We start from the raw sequence: 14,988 nt of genomic DNA, 5'->3' as shown, positions 1-14,988 counted from the left end.
TCCGCCACACCGTAACATCCAACCCCTACCCCCTCCCCCCGCGCCTCGTGGCCTGCCCTACACCCTGACGCTACGGCTTCCACGACCGCACACCGGAACCACAAAGCTAGCATAGTTCTATCGACACCCGGAGCGGATGAGCTAGTCATCGCTCAGGAGATTGATATGAAACGCCTAATCACCCGGGTTATGCGATTGCGACAGGCCGACAGCCAGATCTCCTCGCGGGTTCGGGCCGTGCTGGTGGAGTCGCTCTATGCGTCGCCGCGCTCTTTGGTCATCGGCGCTTTGACCAGCAGCGCCATTGCGGCGGTCGTTGCCGTCTGCAGCGGCGACGACTGGCTGATCCTATGTGCCGTCGCCGTGGGGCTGGTCGGGCTGATCCGTATCGGCGATGCACTGTCAAGCCGTCCGGCTTCGGTTCCCGAGCAGGAACGCGGCTACCGCCTCGGTGCGCTGAGCTATGCGACCCTGCTGGGTCTGTTCGGGCTGCTCACGCTGACCCGGACCGACAATGGCGTCCTGCACCTTCTCTCCGTCACGACGGCCATCGGCTATGCGGCGGGGATTGCCGGGCGCAATGCCGGGCGGCCCTTGATCGCCTTGTCCCAGCTTTGCTGTGCCTCCCTGCCGCTCGCGATCGGGCTGCTCATCCCGCTGAGCCCGTTAAAGGCGCTGATGGCGGCGGTGATCATCTTCTTCGTCATCGCGATGATGGACATTACCCAGCAGACCTATGCCGCGATACTCCGTGCCACCGTCGCTTCGGAGGAAAAGGCCGCGCTGGCCGAGCATCATGCGCGCATGGCCCGGCGCGACGACCTGACCGGCGTGTCCAACCGCACGGCCTTTCACGAACAATTCGAGCAGCGCCTGCAAGGTCTGGCGCAATCCGGCGACAAGCTGGCATTGCTGTGGCTCGATCTCGATCGCTTCAAGGAAGTGAACGACTCCTTCGGCCATCTGGCGGGCAACGCGCTGCTTGTCGCCATCGCCCGGCGATTGAATGCGCAGTTCGGCGAAAAGGGCATCGTCGCCCGGCTGGGAGGCGACGAGTTCGCCGTCCTCTGTCATGTCTCGGAACATGATGCCGTCGACCGGATCGGCGCGACGATCCTCCATCTTGTAAGACAGCCGGTGCCGTTCAGCGGGCATATGCTGCACACCACCACCTCGATCGGCGTCGCCATCGCACCCGAAGACGGAGGCGATGCCGACACGCTGTTGAAGAATGCCGACCTCGCCCTCTACCGCGCCAAGGAGAGCGGTCGGGGCCAGGTGCTGTTCTATGAGCCGGTCATGGATGAGAAAATCGAGCGCCGCCGTCAGCTCGCCGCAGCGATGAACGGCGCGCTGGAACGGGGCGAGTTCCACCTGCTGTTCCAGCCCATCTTCCGTCTGGCCCAGAACAGCATCGCGTCGTGCGAGGCGCTGTTGCGATGGCACAGTCCGCAATTCGGCCCCGTATCCCCGGCCGAATTCATTCCGATCGCCGAGGAAAACGGGCTGATCGTGCCCATCGGTGCCTGGGTGCTGGAGCAGGCCTGTCGCGCGGCGAGCACCTGGCCATCGGGTGCGACGGTCGCAGTCAATCTTTCGCCGGTGCAGCTGCGTACCGAAGACCTGACCGTCATGGTCGCGGGAGCCCTGAGGGACAGCGGCCTGCCTGCGAAACGGCTGACGCTGGAGGTGACGGAGACGGTGCTGCTCGATGATGTCGAGCGCTCGGTGGCCGCGCTGACCGCGCTGAACGCGATCGATGTGTGCACGACCCTGGACGATTTCGGGACCGGCTATTCCTCGCTCAGCTATCTGACCCAGTTTCCGTTCCAGACGCTGAAGATCGACCGCTCCTTCGTGATGGATCTGGCGCATAACCCCGCCTCGATCGCGATCGTGCAGACCATCGTCGAACTCGCTGCCAAGCTGGGGATGCGGACGGTGGCCGAGGGCGTGGAGACACCTGCCCAGCTCGACCAGCTGCGCCGGACGCGGTGCGATGCGGTTCAGGGCTATCTGTTGGCCAAGCCGATGCCCGCCGCAGAGATAGCCGCCTTGTTCGCCGAGGCCGCCATCGAAGACCGAAGCCCCGGACAAGCGGCTCGCCTGCCCGGGGCCGGTTGATCAGGCTACGGCCTTGTCCCGCAAACGGCTCTGTGCGGCGACCAGCCGCTCCATCCGCTTCAGGTCTCCTTCGGTCAACCGCAAGGCGGCATCCGCCCAGAGGTCGACCACGGCCTCCAGTTCCTCCAGCGGTAACGGATTAACCGCGCGCGACGCCTCATAGATGGCGCAGTGCGCGCTGTGCCGCCGCTCGTTCTGCCGGATATAGTCGGCGACCATGTGCCGCCCCTCGCCCCGCTCGGCTAGGCCATGGACCAGGCCCATCTCGTAAAGCTCCTCGGCGCTAAAGGTCCGGCCGCTCAGGATCATCCGTTCGGCCCGCGCCGCGCCCAGCCGTCGCGAGAGGAAGCAATGCGCCCCCATGCCGGGGAACAGGCCGAACATCGTTTCGGGCAAGCCGAAATGGGTGCCGCGTTCGGCGATCACGACGTGGAAGGACAAAAGCGCCTCGAACCCGCCGCCCAGCGCGTCGCCCTCGACCAGGCCGATGGTGATGATCGGCCGTTCCAGTCCGCGCATGTTGCGATAGAGGATACGGACGCAACGATGGCCGTACCGGGCCAGCGCGTCGTGATTGCGGTCGCGGATCGCCTGCGCGAACAGGTCGAGATCGCCGCCCAGCGAGAACACGCCGGGAAAGCGCGAGCCGAGCACGAGATAGCGGATCGGCAGCGTGCCGCTGTCGACCGCCTGCACGATCCCGTCCTGCCAGCGCTCGAAATCGCTCAGCAGATCGGGATTGAAGCTGGGCCGCGCACGCGGGCGCATCGCGGTCCAGAGTGTGTGGGCGGCGCCGTCATATTGCGTTTCCAGCTGCTCGAAGCTGAGCGCGCGGACGATATCTGACATGAGCGAGGCGCGGCCATCGCGGAAGTCGTTCGCCATTTTGGGGTCATAAGCGGTCATCGGTGATACTCTCGACATGCAGCACCATGCTGCCTGTGGAGAATAGCCCGGACGCCGATCGCGCCCCTTGCCGAAACTGCCCCGTGCGCGACAGTTTCGGCCTTATAATACGTTAGTTAGTGGATGACTGACCCAGATATTTGCCGAACCATGCCAGTTGTCGCTTCATCACGTCGGGGGCCTGGGTCGGCACGCAGTGTCCGGCATCGGAATAGATGACGAGGCTGGTCGGCACGTTCTGGCTCTTCAGCGCATTCCACCATTCGACCGACTGGGTGGGCGGCACCTCGATATCGCGTTCGCCGACATAGATGAAAGTCGGGGTCCGCGCTGACTTGACGTGGTAGACCGCCGAGACATCCTCATAGGCCTGATAGTCGTCATAGACCGACTTACCGAAAAACGGGATCATCCAGGTGTTGATGCCGTTGGTCCCGTAATAGCTGACCCAATCGGATAGGCCTGCTCCCGCCACGATCGCCTTGAAGCGATTGGTCTGCGTGTTGGCCCACATCGCCATGAAGCCGCCATAGGAACAGCCGGTCAGGCCGAGCCGGGCGTCGTCGATCGGCGCCAGCTTCTCGACCGCGTCGATCCCAGCCAGAATGTCACGAAGGTCACCGCCGCCAAAGTCGCGCTTGTTCGCGGCCGTAAAGGCTTCGCCCTGCCCATAGGAACCGCGCGGATTGGGCAGGAAGCGGTAATAGCCCGCATCCTCGAAGGTGCTGGCCAATCCCTTCTCGATGAAGCGGGGCGTGCTGGCGGCGCTGGGACCGCCATGGACCTGTACGATCATCGGCGCCCTGGCATCGGGCTTTGCCGTCAACGGTGCCAACAGCCAGCCTTGGACAGTGAAGCCTTCGTTCGTCCAGGTGACGCTGCGCGCCTGAACGGCGGGCTTCTGGGTGTCATTGTCATGGGTGATCTGGCGAAGATCGGTCGCAGGCCCGGCATAGACGGCCGGTGCATGGGTAAAGTCCTCGACGACGCTGGCCGCCATATCGCCCTTGGCATTCCATGCGATCTTGCCGTCTCCCGCCGACAGACCCACGGGTCGGGCGAAGAGCGGACGCGGGGCTTGGCCCGGCATAAGGGCGACGGCCCCCATCTGTTCGTTGCGAAGCGTCGCCGCGCGCAACCCGCCCTTCGTCCAGGTCAGCGCGGTGAAGGTCATCGGCTGGCCCTTGGTCTGGTTGACCGGCGTGCCGCCCGCCAACGGCACGGTCCAGACATCGCCACCGATCGAGCCGAAATCGCTCATCAGCCCGCCGATATACGCGACGGTCTTTCCATCCGGCGACACGCGCGGCATGTTCAGCTGCGTCGCGGGTTTGGCGATCGACGTCACCGCCCCGGTCTTCGCATCGACCCGGTCGAGCGTCGCCACCCACCAGTTTGCATCGCCATTGCCCAGCGCCGAGGTCACGACCAGGCCCGAGCCATCGGGCGTCCAGTCATATTCATAGATGTAGCGCCCCTGCGGCGACAGCGGCACGGCCTTGGATGGTGCCCCCTCCCCGACCGTCACGATGGCGAGGCGCTGTTCGTCATTGGCGACACCGATCTCACCCACCTGCCGCGCACCCGCCTGGGTCGCACCGACATCCTTGGTCGCGCCCAGCGTGATGAGCATGGCCACCCGCTTGCCATCGGGCGAGAAGCGCGGGGTCGAGGCGAGTCCTTCGACCGTCGCGACGGACTGCACCGTGTCACCCCGTGCGAGCATCAGCGTGGCGACGCCGCCGTTCCGCGCCAGAAAGGCCAGGCCGTCGCCCTGCGGGGCATAGGTCAGCCCCGAATAGCTGCATGTCGCGCAAGGATCGATCCGCCGCACCACGCGCCCATCGCGCGCCGAACGCACGACGATGCCGGGATGGTTGTTCTCGCCCAGCTCGATCGCGGCGACCTCGCTGCCCGAGGGCGCCATGGTCAGGCCGAGATAACGATGCACCGCCGCCTGCGCCGGAAATGCGACGGCGGAGGCGAGAAGAAGGGCGAGAGGAAGACGCATCGGCGATCCTTGATGGAAGATGATGTCAGGCAATCGACGCAAAACCAAAATCTATCAAGCGCTTATGCCGGGATGGTCACACATCCTCGACCACGCGGATGCCGCGTGCATCCAGTTTGGCCAGCCGCGCCGGCAGCGCCTTGCTGATGGCCAGCAGCCGGGGACGCGGCGCCTTTTTCCACTCCCGGCATTCCGGCAGGGTCCGGGCGCACGCCACGCACCAGCCGGTGCGGCCATCGAAACGGCATATGCTGATGCAGGGGCTTTTCATCTGCGTACCATGATAGGTCCGCCATCCCTCTGCCCCGCTACGACAATCATAACGCGGCCGGTCACCGCAACCGCATGAAGACGGCAACCGCGTTGCGAACGCTGTCGGCAAAACGGTCGTAGATCATGCGGGACACTTCCGCGATGACGGGCTGGCGATCCCGCCCGCCCCGCGCGAAGACGGCGATCGCGACGCGGCGGCCGTCGGGCATGGTGATGAACCCGACATCGTTGGTGATGCCATCGAGCGTCCCGGTCTTGTCCTCCACCAGCGTTCCCGCCGGGAGCAGCCCGCGAATGCGGCGGGTCCCTGTCCGGCACTGGCGCATCAGACCCAGCAGATAGGCGCGGCTCTGGCTGGAGAGTGCCGTCCCGCTGTCGAGGATCCGCAGCAGCTGAACCATGGCGAAGGGCGTGGCGACGTCCTTGATGTCCGCCAGATGCCCACGCTCGCGGAGTAACTGGGCAATGGTACGGTCGACCCGCATCCCGCTGATGTTATGCGACAATACCCATTGCTGAACCTTGGCGGGACCGCCGAGCGTGGCGAACATCTGGTCGGCGGCCAGATTGTCGCTGCGCACGATCATCGCCTCCATCGCCTTGGCGGCGGTACGGCCGTTGACCATATCGCTCAGGCTGCGTCGGCCGCGATCCACCTCCGCCAGATAGGCGCCCGCAATGGCCAGTTTCACCGTGCTCGCCATCGGAAAAGGGATCTGGCCGTTGACCATCGCGGTCGAACCGCCGTCGAGGTCGATCGCCGCGATCCCATATTCCCCCGACCGGCCGGAGAGCAGCGCATTCATGTCGCGCTGAAGCTCGACAAGCTCCAGCGACCGTGCAGAGGCCGGGGCGGGAATAGCGCAGCAGGTCGCAATACCCATCAGGATGAGACGGGAAAGCGGGGTAAAACGCATACAGCTTACTCGATCGAAGACGGAATCAGCGACAGCGACGCTAACCAAAAAAACCGGTCGCGTCGCGCAGAAATATGTGGGCCTTGCGGCGAGTTGCTGGCCCGCGCGACAGGCGGCGGCTGGCCTAGGGCATGTCGCTGCTGTTACCGTCCGCCATGGCCATGAATTTCGAGCTGCTGGACATAAGGGTGTTCGTCGCGATCGCGGACGGCAAGAGCTTCCTGCGCGCCGCCGAGCAGTTGAACCTGTCGCAACCCGCGATCAGCCGCCGGGTCCAGAAGCTGGAGGCGACGGTCGGCACGCCCCTGCTGGAGCGGACGACGCGGACCGTGCGGCTGACCCCGGCGGGCAAGGAGATATTGCCACTGCTCCGCCGTCTGCTGGAGGAACTGGACGAATCACTGCTCGGCATGATGGCCTCGGGCGAGCGGCAGGCGGGGCGGCTGACCATCGCGAGCATCCCCAGCGCCACCGTGCGTTTCCTGCCGGACGTGCTGGAGGCGCTGGGGCGCGACTATCGCAACGTTCGGGTGCGCGTGCTCGATCTGTCGGCGACCGAATGCGCCGAGGCGGTGCGGACGGGGCAGGCCGAATTCGCCATCACCCTGCCCGTCTCATCAGATGGCGACATGGTCTATGAGCCGCTGACCGACGATCCTTATGGCTTGGTCTGTCGGAAGGACGACCCGCTGGCGGATCTTGCCGATCCGGCCTGGAGCGATCTGGCGGGATTGCGGCTGGTGACGGTGCATCCCGGCAGCGGCAACCGGACCGCGCTCGACGCCGGGCTGGCGCGTGCGGGCATCGAATTGCGCTGGTTCTATGAAGTGACGCGGCTGACCTCGGCGCTGGCGCTGGTGCAGGCGGGGCTGGGTCCGTCGGTGCTGCCGCGCCTGGCGTGCGAGGGACCGGATGCGCGCGATCTGGTCTGGCGACCGCTGCGCGGCGCGGAGGTCACGCGCACCATCGGCGTACTGCGCCGCAGCTCCGCCACGCTGTCCCCGGCCGCGTCACGGCTGATGGGGCTGCTGACCGAGGCCTGGACCGCCGAACCGCGTCCCGCCCCAGCGCGCGACGAGTAGCGAGGCCGAAACATTGGCCGTGCCGCTGGTCAGCGCGCGGATTTCCGACAGGAAACGGTCGACCGCGATCAGCATCGCCGCCGCCCCGACCGGAATATCGGGCAGCAGCGACAGCGTAAGCAGCAGCGCCGAAAAACCGCTGCCCGTCACCCCCGCCGCCGCCTTGGAGGTGATCAGCATCACGCCCAGATAGACCGCGATCCGCTCCGGCGTCAGCGCGATGCCCAGCGCCTCGCCCAGGAACAGGGTCGCGACGACCAGATACACCGCCGTGCCCGCCAGATTGAGCGAATAGCCTAGAGGAACGGTTAGCCCCGCCACGCTGCGGGGCACGCCCAGCGCCTCCAGCTTCAGGATCAGACGCGGCAGCACCACCTCGGTCGAGGAGGTGCCCAGCACGATCAGGATTTCGTCACGGAACACGCGCAGCAGCGTGCCGCCGCCGATCTCCGTTGTGATCCACACCAGCAGGACCAGCCCGGCGATCAGCAACCCGCATGCCAATGCAAGCGTCGCGAACAATAGCCCCAGCGAGCCTATGAAGCCGACGCCATAGGTCCCGACGGTATAGGCAATGGCCCCGAACGCCCCGACCGGCGCGGCGCGGATCAGAAAGCCGAAGATCGCGAATTGCAGACGGGTCAGCGCCTCGATCCCGCGCACGATCGGGGCGCCGGCTTCGCCGATGCGTAGCAGACCGAACCCGACCAGCCCGGCGACGAACAGCACCGGCAGGACATCGCCCGCGGTAAAGGCGGAGAACAGCGTATCGGGCACGATCCGCACCAGGAAGTCGCCCGGCCCGGTGATATGCCGCCCGGCCAGCTGGCGCTCCACCTCGGCCACGGCCTCGCCATAGGGCGGAACGGGCAGGTCGCGCCCCGGCTGCATCAAGGCCGCGACGCCCAGCCCGACGGCGAGCGCGGCGATGGTGATGCCCAGAAAGACGATCAGGCTGCGCAGCACCGTGGCGCCCGTGTCGCGGGCCGCGCCATGGCGGACGATGCCCTCGACGATGGTGCAGAACAGGACGGGCGGCACCATCATCCGCATCGCCTTGACGAAGGCGATGCCCAGCGGCCCCAGCTCGCGTCCGAACCCCGGGGCCAGCGCGCCGATCAGCGTCCCGGCGACGATGCCGATCAACATCTGGACATAGAGGTGCCGCAAGACGCGCAAGGCCGATCCGCTCCCGATATATGCAAGTTACGCATCAAGCGACCCGATCATTGCATTTGATCGAAGCACCCCGTGTGAGGCTTAGTGCCGCGCAAGGCACGATGGCTCAAGCCCCTGCCACGACAAGAAACCGTCACAACAAGAACCCGCGAGCGAGCGGGACGGCCAGAAGAGAGGTATGATGGAAGCCCGATCTCCCAGATTCCGAACCGTGATGCCCCGCCGCGCCGCGCTGGGGCTGGCATTGCTGCTGGGGCTGAACGCCGTCAGCGCACCCGCCCTCGCCCGCGATACGAAGCCGGCGAAAGTCCGTGAACTGCACGTCGTCACGTCGGGCGGCTTCACCGCCGCCTTCCATGCGCTGGCGGCGAAGTATGAACGCGACACCGGCATCCATATCGTTGCCGAGCATGGTCCCTCGATGGGCGACACGCCGCAGGCGATCCCCAACCGGCTCGCCCGCCATGAGGACGCCGATGTCGTCATCCTCGCGCGCAGCGGCCTGGACAAGCTCGCCGATCAGGGGTTGGTCGCGAAGGGCACCGAAGTCGATCTGGGCCTGTCCAAGATCGCCATGGCGGTGAAGGCGGGCGCCACCGCGCCCGACATCTCCACCCCCGATGCGCTCCGTAACACGCTGGTCAATGCCAAGTCGGTCGCGTGGTCGGACAGCGCCTCTGGCGTCTATATCCAGTCGACCATGCTCGACCGGTTGGGCGTCACCGATCAGGTACGCCCCAAGGGCCGGATGATCCCCGCCACCCCGGTGGGCCAGATCGTCGCCACCGGCCAGGCCGAGATCGGCTTCCAGCAGCTCAGCGAACTGAAGACGGTCAAGGGCATCCGCATCGTCGGGCTGATCCCGGACTCGTTGCAGAAGGTGACGCCCTTCTCGGCGGGCGTCGTCGCCTGGTCGCCGCGCCAGGCCGAGGCCCGTGCGCTGATCGCCTATCTGTCCTCGCCCAAAGCCTATTCGATCATCCGCGACAGCGGATTGGAACCCGCCTCGCAAAAGGCCAAGCCATGACCTCCTCCACCATGCCCTTCCCCGCCGCCGACGCCGCATCCCCGGTATCGGCCGAGCGCCGCAAATCCGCCTTCAAGTCGATCTTCATCGTTGCCAGCGGCAACTTCCTGGAGATGTTCGACTTCATGGTGTTCGGCTATTACGCCACCTACATCTCGAAGGCGTTCTTCCCGACCGGCAGCGAGTTCGCCTCGCTGATGCTGACCCTGATGACCTTCGGCGCGGGCTTCCTGATGCGCCCGGTCGGCGCGCTGGTGCTGGGCGCCTATATCGACAAGCATGGGCGGCGGCAGGGCCTGTTGCTGACGCTGGGCCTGATGGCGCTGGGCACGCTCGCCATCGCGGTGACGCCCACCTATGCGCAGATCGGCGTCGTCGCCCCCGTCATCATCCTGCTCGGACGGCTCGTCCAGGGCCTGTCGGCGGGTGTCGAGGTCGGCGGCGTGTCGGTCTATCTGAACGAGATCGCGCCGCCGAACCGCAAGGGCTTCTTCTGCTCGTGGCAGTCGGCCAGCCAGCAGGCCGCGGTGGTCTTCGCCGCGCTGATCGGCCTGATCGTGTCGACCAGCCTGTCGCCGGAGACGATGCAGGCCTGGGGCTGGCGCATTCCGTTCATCATCGGCTGCGTGATGATCCCCTTCCTGTTCGTCATCCGCCGTCACATGGAGGAGACCGAAGTCTTCCTGAAGCGCAAGGAGCATCCACCGCTGTCGCAGATCATGCGGACCATCGGCAGCAACTGGGGCGTGGTGCTTCAGGGCGCGCTGATGGCGGTGATGACGACCGTCTTCTTCTACATGATCACCGCCTATACCCCGACCTTCGGCAACAAGGTCTTGTCGCTGACCCCCGGTGCCGCGCTGTTCGTGACCGCCTGTGTCGGCGTCACCAACTTCGTGCTGCTGCCGGTCATGGGGGCGCTGTCCGACCGGATCGGGCGTCGGCCGCTGCTGATCACCGCCACGCTGCTCGGTGCGCTGCTCGCCTATCCGCTGATGAGCTGGCTGGTCGCGGCGCCTAGCTTCGGGCGACTGCTGACGGTCGAGCTGCTGCTCGCCGCCATCTATGCCACCTATAACGGTGCGTTCATCGTGTACCTGACCGAAGCCATCCCGCCGCATGTCCGCACCGTCGGCTTCAGCCTGGCCTATAGCCTGGCCACCGCGATCTTCGGCGGCTTCACCCCTGCGATCAGCACCGCGCTGATCGGGGCGACCGGCGACAAGGCGATCCCTGGGGCCTGGTGCGCCGCCGCCGCGCTGCTCTCGCTGCTCGCCCTGCTGATCGGGTCGCGCATGCGCCGCAGCGCCGACTGATCCCCGAACCGCCGCGCTCCTGAAGGAGTGCGGCGGTTCCCCCTTCCCAAATAATCCGAGGCGGCGGCCAGGAAGCCTCGCGCCCACCCCTGAGAGGATGCCGTCATGCATCGTGGAGCCTTGCTCGCGATCGGCCTGTGCGCGCCACTGCCGGTCGCCGCACAAACCACCCCCGCCCCCGCACAACGCAATGACGACGTCGCGCGTCTGACCAGGCTGGTCGAACAGCAACAGGCGCAGATCGAGCAGCTGGAAGCCCGACTGGCGGCGGTCGAAGGCGGCAAGCCCCAAATGCTCCTCGCCGCCCCGCTCGGCCAGCCGCTGCCCAGCGACGCGCATCCCTCCACTCCGCCACAGATCGCGGCGCAGGCCCCGCAGGTGGCGCGCACGCCCGCGCCGCTCGGCCAGTCGCTGCCCAGCGACGCGCACCCGCCCTCGCTCGACGCGCGGCTGGCGCGGATCGAGAAGGCGCAGAAGGACGGCGTGCATGTCGACTGGTCGAAGGGCACGCCCGAATTCACGAGCGCCGATGGCCGCTTCTCCTTCCGCCCGCGCGGCCGCATCCTGATCGACGCCGCCACCACGACCGGCAGTGCGCTCCCGACCCGGAACATCACCGCCACCACCGCCCGTTCGCTACGCCTGGGCTTCGAGGGGTCGATAGGCCCCCACCTCTCCTATCTGCTGGAGGGCGATTTCGCCGACAACGACCCGGCGATCAAATCGGCCTATCTCGCCTGGACCACCGGCTTTCTGGGACAACAGGCCGAGTTCGCGCTGGGCAACCGGCTGAACGATCGCGGGCTGGACGGGTCGAGCGGCACCATCTCGGTCCCGTTTCTCGAACGCAACTTCGTCGGCCAGGGCATCATCCCGGTGCGCGGCTTTTTCGGATTGGGCGCAGCCGCCCGCATCTATGGCGATGGCTGGCATGTCGGGGTGCAGGTGTCGGGCGACGACATCAGCAATCCTGGCACGGAAAGCGACGGCCTGACCATCGCGGGCCGCGCGCATTGGAACCCGGTCAAGACCGCCGAATGGCTGGTCCATCTGGGCGTCTGGGGCTTTCGCGAGACGATCGCCGCCGACGCGACCCGCCCGACGCGCAGCATCGCGGTCGGGGGTTTCTTCAACGACAATCTCCGCATCGCGCCGGGGACCTTCACCGGTGCGCGGACGGGCGAAGGCTATGGCTTCGAACTGGGCACCTTCCACAAGTCGCTTTGGGCGTATGGCGAATATGGCACGCGGCGGATTGCGAACCGCGCAGGGGCCGCGACCGACCAGTCGGCTTGGGCGGTGCAGGCGGGCTGGTTCCTGACCGGAGAGACCCCGCCCTATCTGACGCGCGGCGGCGTGTGGAGCCGCCCCAAGGTCCTGCGTCCCTTCACCTCGGGCGGACGCGGCGCGATCGAGCTCGCCACCCGGTATGAGGAACTGGATTACAGCGACAATCCCACCGCCGGGCGCGGGACCGCACTGACGCTGGGCATCAACTGGTATCTCAACAATTTCGTCCGGCTTCAGCTGAACGTGATCGACTGGACCATCGCCAATCCCGCCCAGCTCCAGGGAACCAGTGACCACGGCCAGACCCTGATCGCCCGCGCCCAGATCGCCTTTTGACGAAGCGGAACAGCCCATCGACTTCGTGACGAAAGAACCTGCTTCAAAATCACGGACCGTGCGTTGGTCCCGGGTAAAAAGGAGAAGGTCATGTCTCAGGAAATCCCTAATACCTCGGAGCCTGCCAGCTTTGCCGATCTGCCGATCCAGCCGACCGGATCGGGCGTGCAGGATCTCGAGATCGCCTATGAACAGATGGAACTAGCCAAAGGCGACACCGCATCAGCGGACGAAGCGCCGGACGGCGTGCCCTCTGGCGGTGGTGCCGTGATGCCCATCGAGGACGAGGAAGCCGCGATCATCAGCGCCGCCCACCCAAGCTGAACGCCCGGCGGGCGCGCTATCTCCAACCCTATGGCCCCGTCGCGACGACGCTGGCCATAGGGTTTTGATCGTCCTAAACCGCTCCCACTGGCAGTGGAGACGCAGATGGGAGCCCGGCCTTTGATAGAAGATCTAGCCGTTGCGGAAACAGACGCGCTCATCATCGTCGATCCACAGATAGACTTTTGTCCTGGAGGCCGATTGGCCGTGGCAGGTGGCGATGAAATCATGGCGGGCATCGATGCGCTTGCCCTGCGCTTCCGCCTCGTCGTCATCACGCAGGACTGGCATCCCCAGAGCCATTCGTCGTTTGCGAGCAGCCATTCCGGCCGGCGCCCGTTCGACACGATATCCATGCCTTATGGCGAGCAGGTGTTGTGGCCTGATCACTGTATTCAGGGAACGGCCGGGGCCGAATTCCATCCCGACGTGCAAGGAGCAATAGACCGCGCCGACCTCATCATCCGGAAAGGCTGTAATCCGCGGGTCGATTCCTACTCCGCCTTTTACGAGAATGACCGGACGACGAAGACCGGCCTTGCGGGCTACCTCCGTGACAAGCAGGTGCGGCGGTGCGTGTTGGTCGGGCTGGCCTATGACTTCTGCGTGGCCTGGTCAGCCCTGGATGCCAGGCGCGAGGGCTTTGAGGCCGTCATCCTGAAGGATCACACACGGGCGATCGGAATGCCGCTCGGCAGCGGCACGACGATCGACGAGGCTGAGGCACGGTTCCGCGCCGCCGGTGTCCGTTTCGTCTAGGTCGGATCGACATTCAGGATTCCCAAACGCGCTGAACGGTGATTCATAAGCATTCGTGTTGTGGCGCGGAGCGGATAATGGGGATCAGGCGGTACGAGTTGAGCGAGGCGCAATGGTCCCGGATTGCCTTGCTGGTTCCGGGCAAGACGGCTGATCCTGGCCGAAGGGGTTCGGATAACCGGCTGTTTGTGAATGGATGTTTGTGGGTGCTGCGCTCTGGCGCCCATTGGTGCGATCTGCCGGAACGCTACGGCAAGTGGAAGACGGTGCATCGGCGTTTCAGCCGCTGGTGCCACGCTGGCGTCTGGGAGCGGGTGTTCGAGGCGCTGACGGTGGATCGCGACAATCAGTATCTGATGATCGACAGCACCATCGTTCGCGCTCACCATCAGGCGGCGACCGGAAAAGGGGGGGCAAGGATCAGGCGCTGGGGCGTTCCCGAGGCGGACTGACGACCAAGGTTCACATGCTCGCCGACACGTTCGGCCGATCTTTGCGGTTTCGCATCACGCCCGGCTAAGCCAGCGACATCGCCTCGGCACCCGCCTTGCTCGAAGGCCAGCGCGGCAAAGCTGTGCTCGCCGACAAGGCGTATGACGGCAATGACTTGCGTAGTCAGATCGCTGCTATGGACGCCGAGGCGGTGATCCCGTCCAAGCGCAACCGCAAGGTCGCCATCCCGCACGATGCCCTCATCTACAAGCATCGCAACCAAATCGAAAGATGCTTCGGTCGCCTCAAACATTTCCGACGCTTCGCTACTCGCTACGACCGCCGCATCATCCACTTCACCGGCTTCGTCCATCTCGCCGCTGCCATGATCTGGCTACGAAGAATGTCGATCCGGCCTAGGACGCAGCGACATTCCCTGACGCCATAGGCCCCGCCCCGGTTCATCGGGCGGGTAGCTTGGTCCCCAGCAGCACCAGACGATCGCCGGTAATCCCGAACCAGTGCGGCATACCCGCAGGAAGCAGCACCACATCGCCTGGCCCCAAAGGGCGCGTCGTTCCGCCTTCGATCCGATCCCCTTCGATCAGATCGGCGCGGCGTGTAACCGGGGCGAGCAACGTGCCGCCAGAGATCAGCGTGCCGGCACCTTCCAGCACGATGGCATATTCCGCCTCTGCCTGATGAACCGCCGGACGACCGGGCTTCTTCCATATCTCGATCGCAGCCACGCGTGCACCGTCGCGAACGAGCGGACGCCATGCGAAGCCCTGACCCGGCTTCATCTCGGCCTCCATCGCTGCAATCTGCGCGCGAACCTCTTTGGCGCTCGCGAATTCGCCTGCCGCGGGACCGGTCGGAGCATTGCCCGATTGCGCCATCACGCCGGTCGACGCCAGCAGGATCGAAGCCATGGCGCCAATCATTTTATGGATTAAAAACGGCATCTTACAACCTCTCCCTGTTATGGGATCGTTGTTGCATCAAGCACTGA

Annotated in this window: 13 protein-coding genes and 1 pseudogene; 8 read left to right on the top strand and 6 right to left on the bottom strand. The window is 65.7% G+C overall.

Annotated features, from left to right (window positions below; genetic code table 11):
- Window positions 1-165: 165 nt before the first annotated feature.
- A complete protein-coding gene (locus NS355_RS13590) occupies window positions 166-2,124 on the top strand; it encodes a putative bifunctional diguanylate cyclase/phosphodiesterase (protein ID WP_084787948.1) in 1,959 nt (652 codons plus the stop codon).
- Here NS355_RS13590 and NS355_RS13585 read toward each other — a convergent pair whose 3' ends face one another.
- The 4 genes from NS355_RS13585 to NS355_RS13570 form a co-directional block, all read right to left on the bottom strand.
- A complete protein-coding gene (locus NS355_RS13585) occupies window positions 2,125-3,030 on the bottom strand; it encodes a crotonase/enoyl-CoA hydratase family protein (protein WP_058746202.1) in 906 nt (301 codons plus the stop codon). It lies immediately after the preceding gene.
- A 112-nt stretch (window positions 3,031-3,142) separates the two neighbouring features.
- Entirely contained in the window at window positions 3,143-5,041 is a 1,899-nt protein-coding gene (locus tag NS355_RS13580) for a S9 family peptidase (protein ID WP_058746201.1), read from the bottom strand.
- A 76-nt stretch (window positions 5,042-5,117) separates the two neighbouring features.
- Window positions 5,118-5,312, bottom strand: a complete 195-nt coding sequence (locus tag NS355_RS13575; RefSeq protein WP_058746200.1) for a DUF1289 domain-containing protein — start codon at window positions 5,310-5,312, stop codon at window positions 5,118-5,120.
- Between the two features lie 61 nt (window positions 5,313-5,373).
- Window positions 5,374-6,231, bottom strand: a complete 858-nt coding sequence (locus NS355_RS13570) for a serine hydrolase (protein ID WP_084787946.1) — start codon at window positions 6,229-6,231, stop codon at window positions 5,374-5,376.
- A gap of 131 nt (window positions 6,232-6,362) precedes the next feature.
- Between NS355_RS13570 and NS355_RS13565 the strand changes: the two genes are divergently transcribed.
- On the top strand, window positions 6,363-7,313 hold the full coding sequence (locus tag NS355_RS13565) for a LysR family transcriptional regulator (RefSeq protein ID WP_244489684.1): 951 nt from the start codon (window positions 6,363-6,365) through the stop codon (window positions 7,311-7,313).
- On the opposite strand, the gene NS355_RS13560 is transcribed toward NS355_RS13565, so the two are convergent.
- Entirely contained in the window at window positions 7,242-8,492 is a 1,251-nt protein-coding gene (locus tag NS355_RS13560; RefSeq protein WP_058746197.1) for a cation:dicarboxylate symporter family transporter, read from the bottom strand. The genes NS355_RS13565 and NS355_RS13560 overlap by 72 nt on opposite strands.
- 214 nt (window positions 8,493-8,706) lie before the next feature.
- On the opposite strand from NS355_RS13560, the gene NS355_RS13555 reads away from it, so the two are divergent.
- The 6 genes and pseudogenes from NS355_RS13555 (at window position 8,707) to NS355_RS18390 (ending at window position 14,424) form a co-directional block, all read left to right on the top strand.
- Window positions 8,707-9,519: a substrate-binding domain-containing protein gene (locus tag NS355_RS13555; protein WP_084787944.1), complete on the top strand. Its 813-nt coding sequence runs from the start codon at window positions 8,707-8,709 to the stop codon at window positions 9,517-9,519.
- Window positions 9,516-10,835, top strand: a complete 1,320-nt coding sequence (locus NS355_RS13550) for an MFS transporter (protein WP_275934727.1) — start codon at window positions 9,516-9,518, stop codon at window positions 10,833-10,835. Before NS355_RS13555 ends, NS355_RS13550 begins: the two co-directional genes overlap by 4 nt.
- A gap of 105 nt (window positions 10,836-10,940) precedes the next feature.
- A complete protein-coding gene (locus NS355_RS13545) occupies window positions 10,941-12,461 on the top strand; it encodes a porin (protein ID WP_084787942.1) in 1,521 nt (506 codons plus the stop codon).
- A gap of 90 nt (window positions 12,462-12,551) precedes the next feature.
- Window positions 12,552-12,785 (top strand): hypothetical protein, encoded by a 234-nt coding sequence (locus NS355_RS13540; RefSeq protein ID WP_058746194.1) that lies wholly within the window; start codon window positions 12,552-12,554, stop codon window positions 12,783-12,785.
- A gap of 105 nt (window positions 12,786-12,890) precedes the next feature.
- Window positions 12,891-13,544 (top strand): nicotinamidase, encoded by a 654-nt coding sequence (locus NS355_RS13535; protein WP_058746209.1) that lies wholly within the window; start codon window positions 12,891-12,893, stop codon window positions 13,542-13,544.
- Window positions 13,545-13,627: 83 nt separating this feature from the next.
- Window positions 13,628-14,424, top strand: a pseudogene (locus NS355_RS18390) (IS5 family transposase).
- A gap of 13 nt (window positions 14,425-14,437) precedes the next feature.
- On the opposite strand, the gene NS355_RS13520 reads toward NS355_RS18390, so the two are convergent.
- The gene (locus tag NS355_RS13520; protein WP_209445095.1) at window positions 14,438-14,908 is read right to left on the bottom strand and encodes a cupin domain-containing protein; all 471 of its coding nucleotides are present in this window, start codon (window positions 14,906-14,908) and stop codon (window positions 14,438-14,440) included.
- Window positions 14,909-14,988: the final 80 nt, after the last annotated feature.

The organism is Sphingomonas yabuuchiae (assembly GCF_001477495.1).
Classification (GTDB): Bacteria; Pseudomonadota; Alphaproteobacteria; order Sphingomonadales; family Sphingomonadaceae; genus Sphingomonas; species Sphingomonas yabuuchiae_A.
Note: the sequence above shows the minus strand (reverse complement) of the source record. Positions and strands in the feature narration are given on the sequence as shown.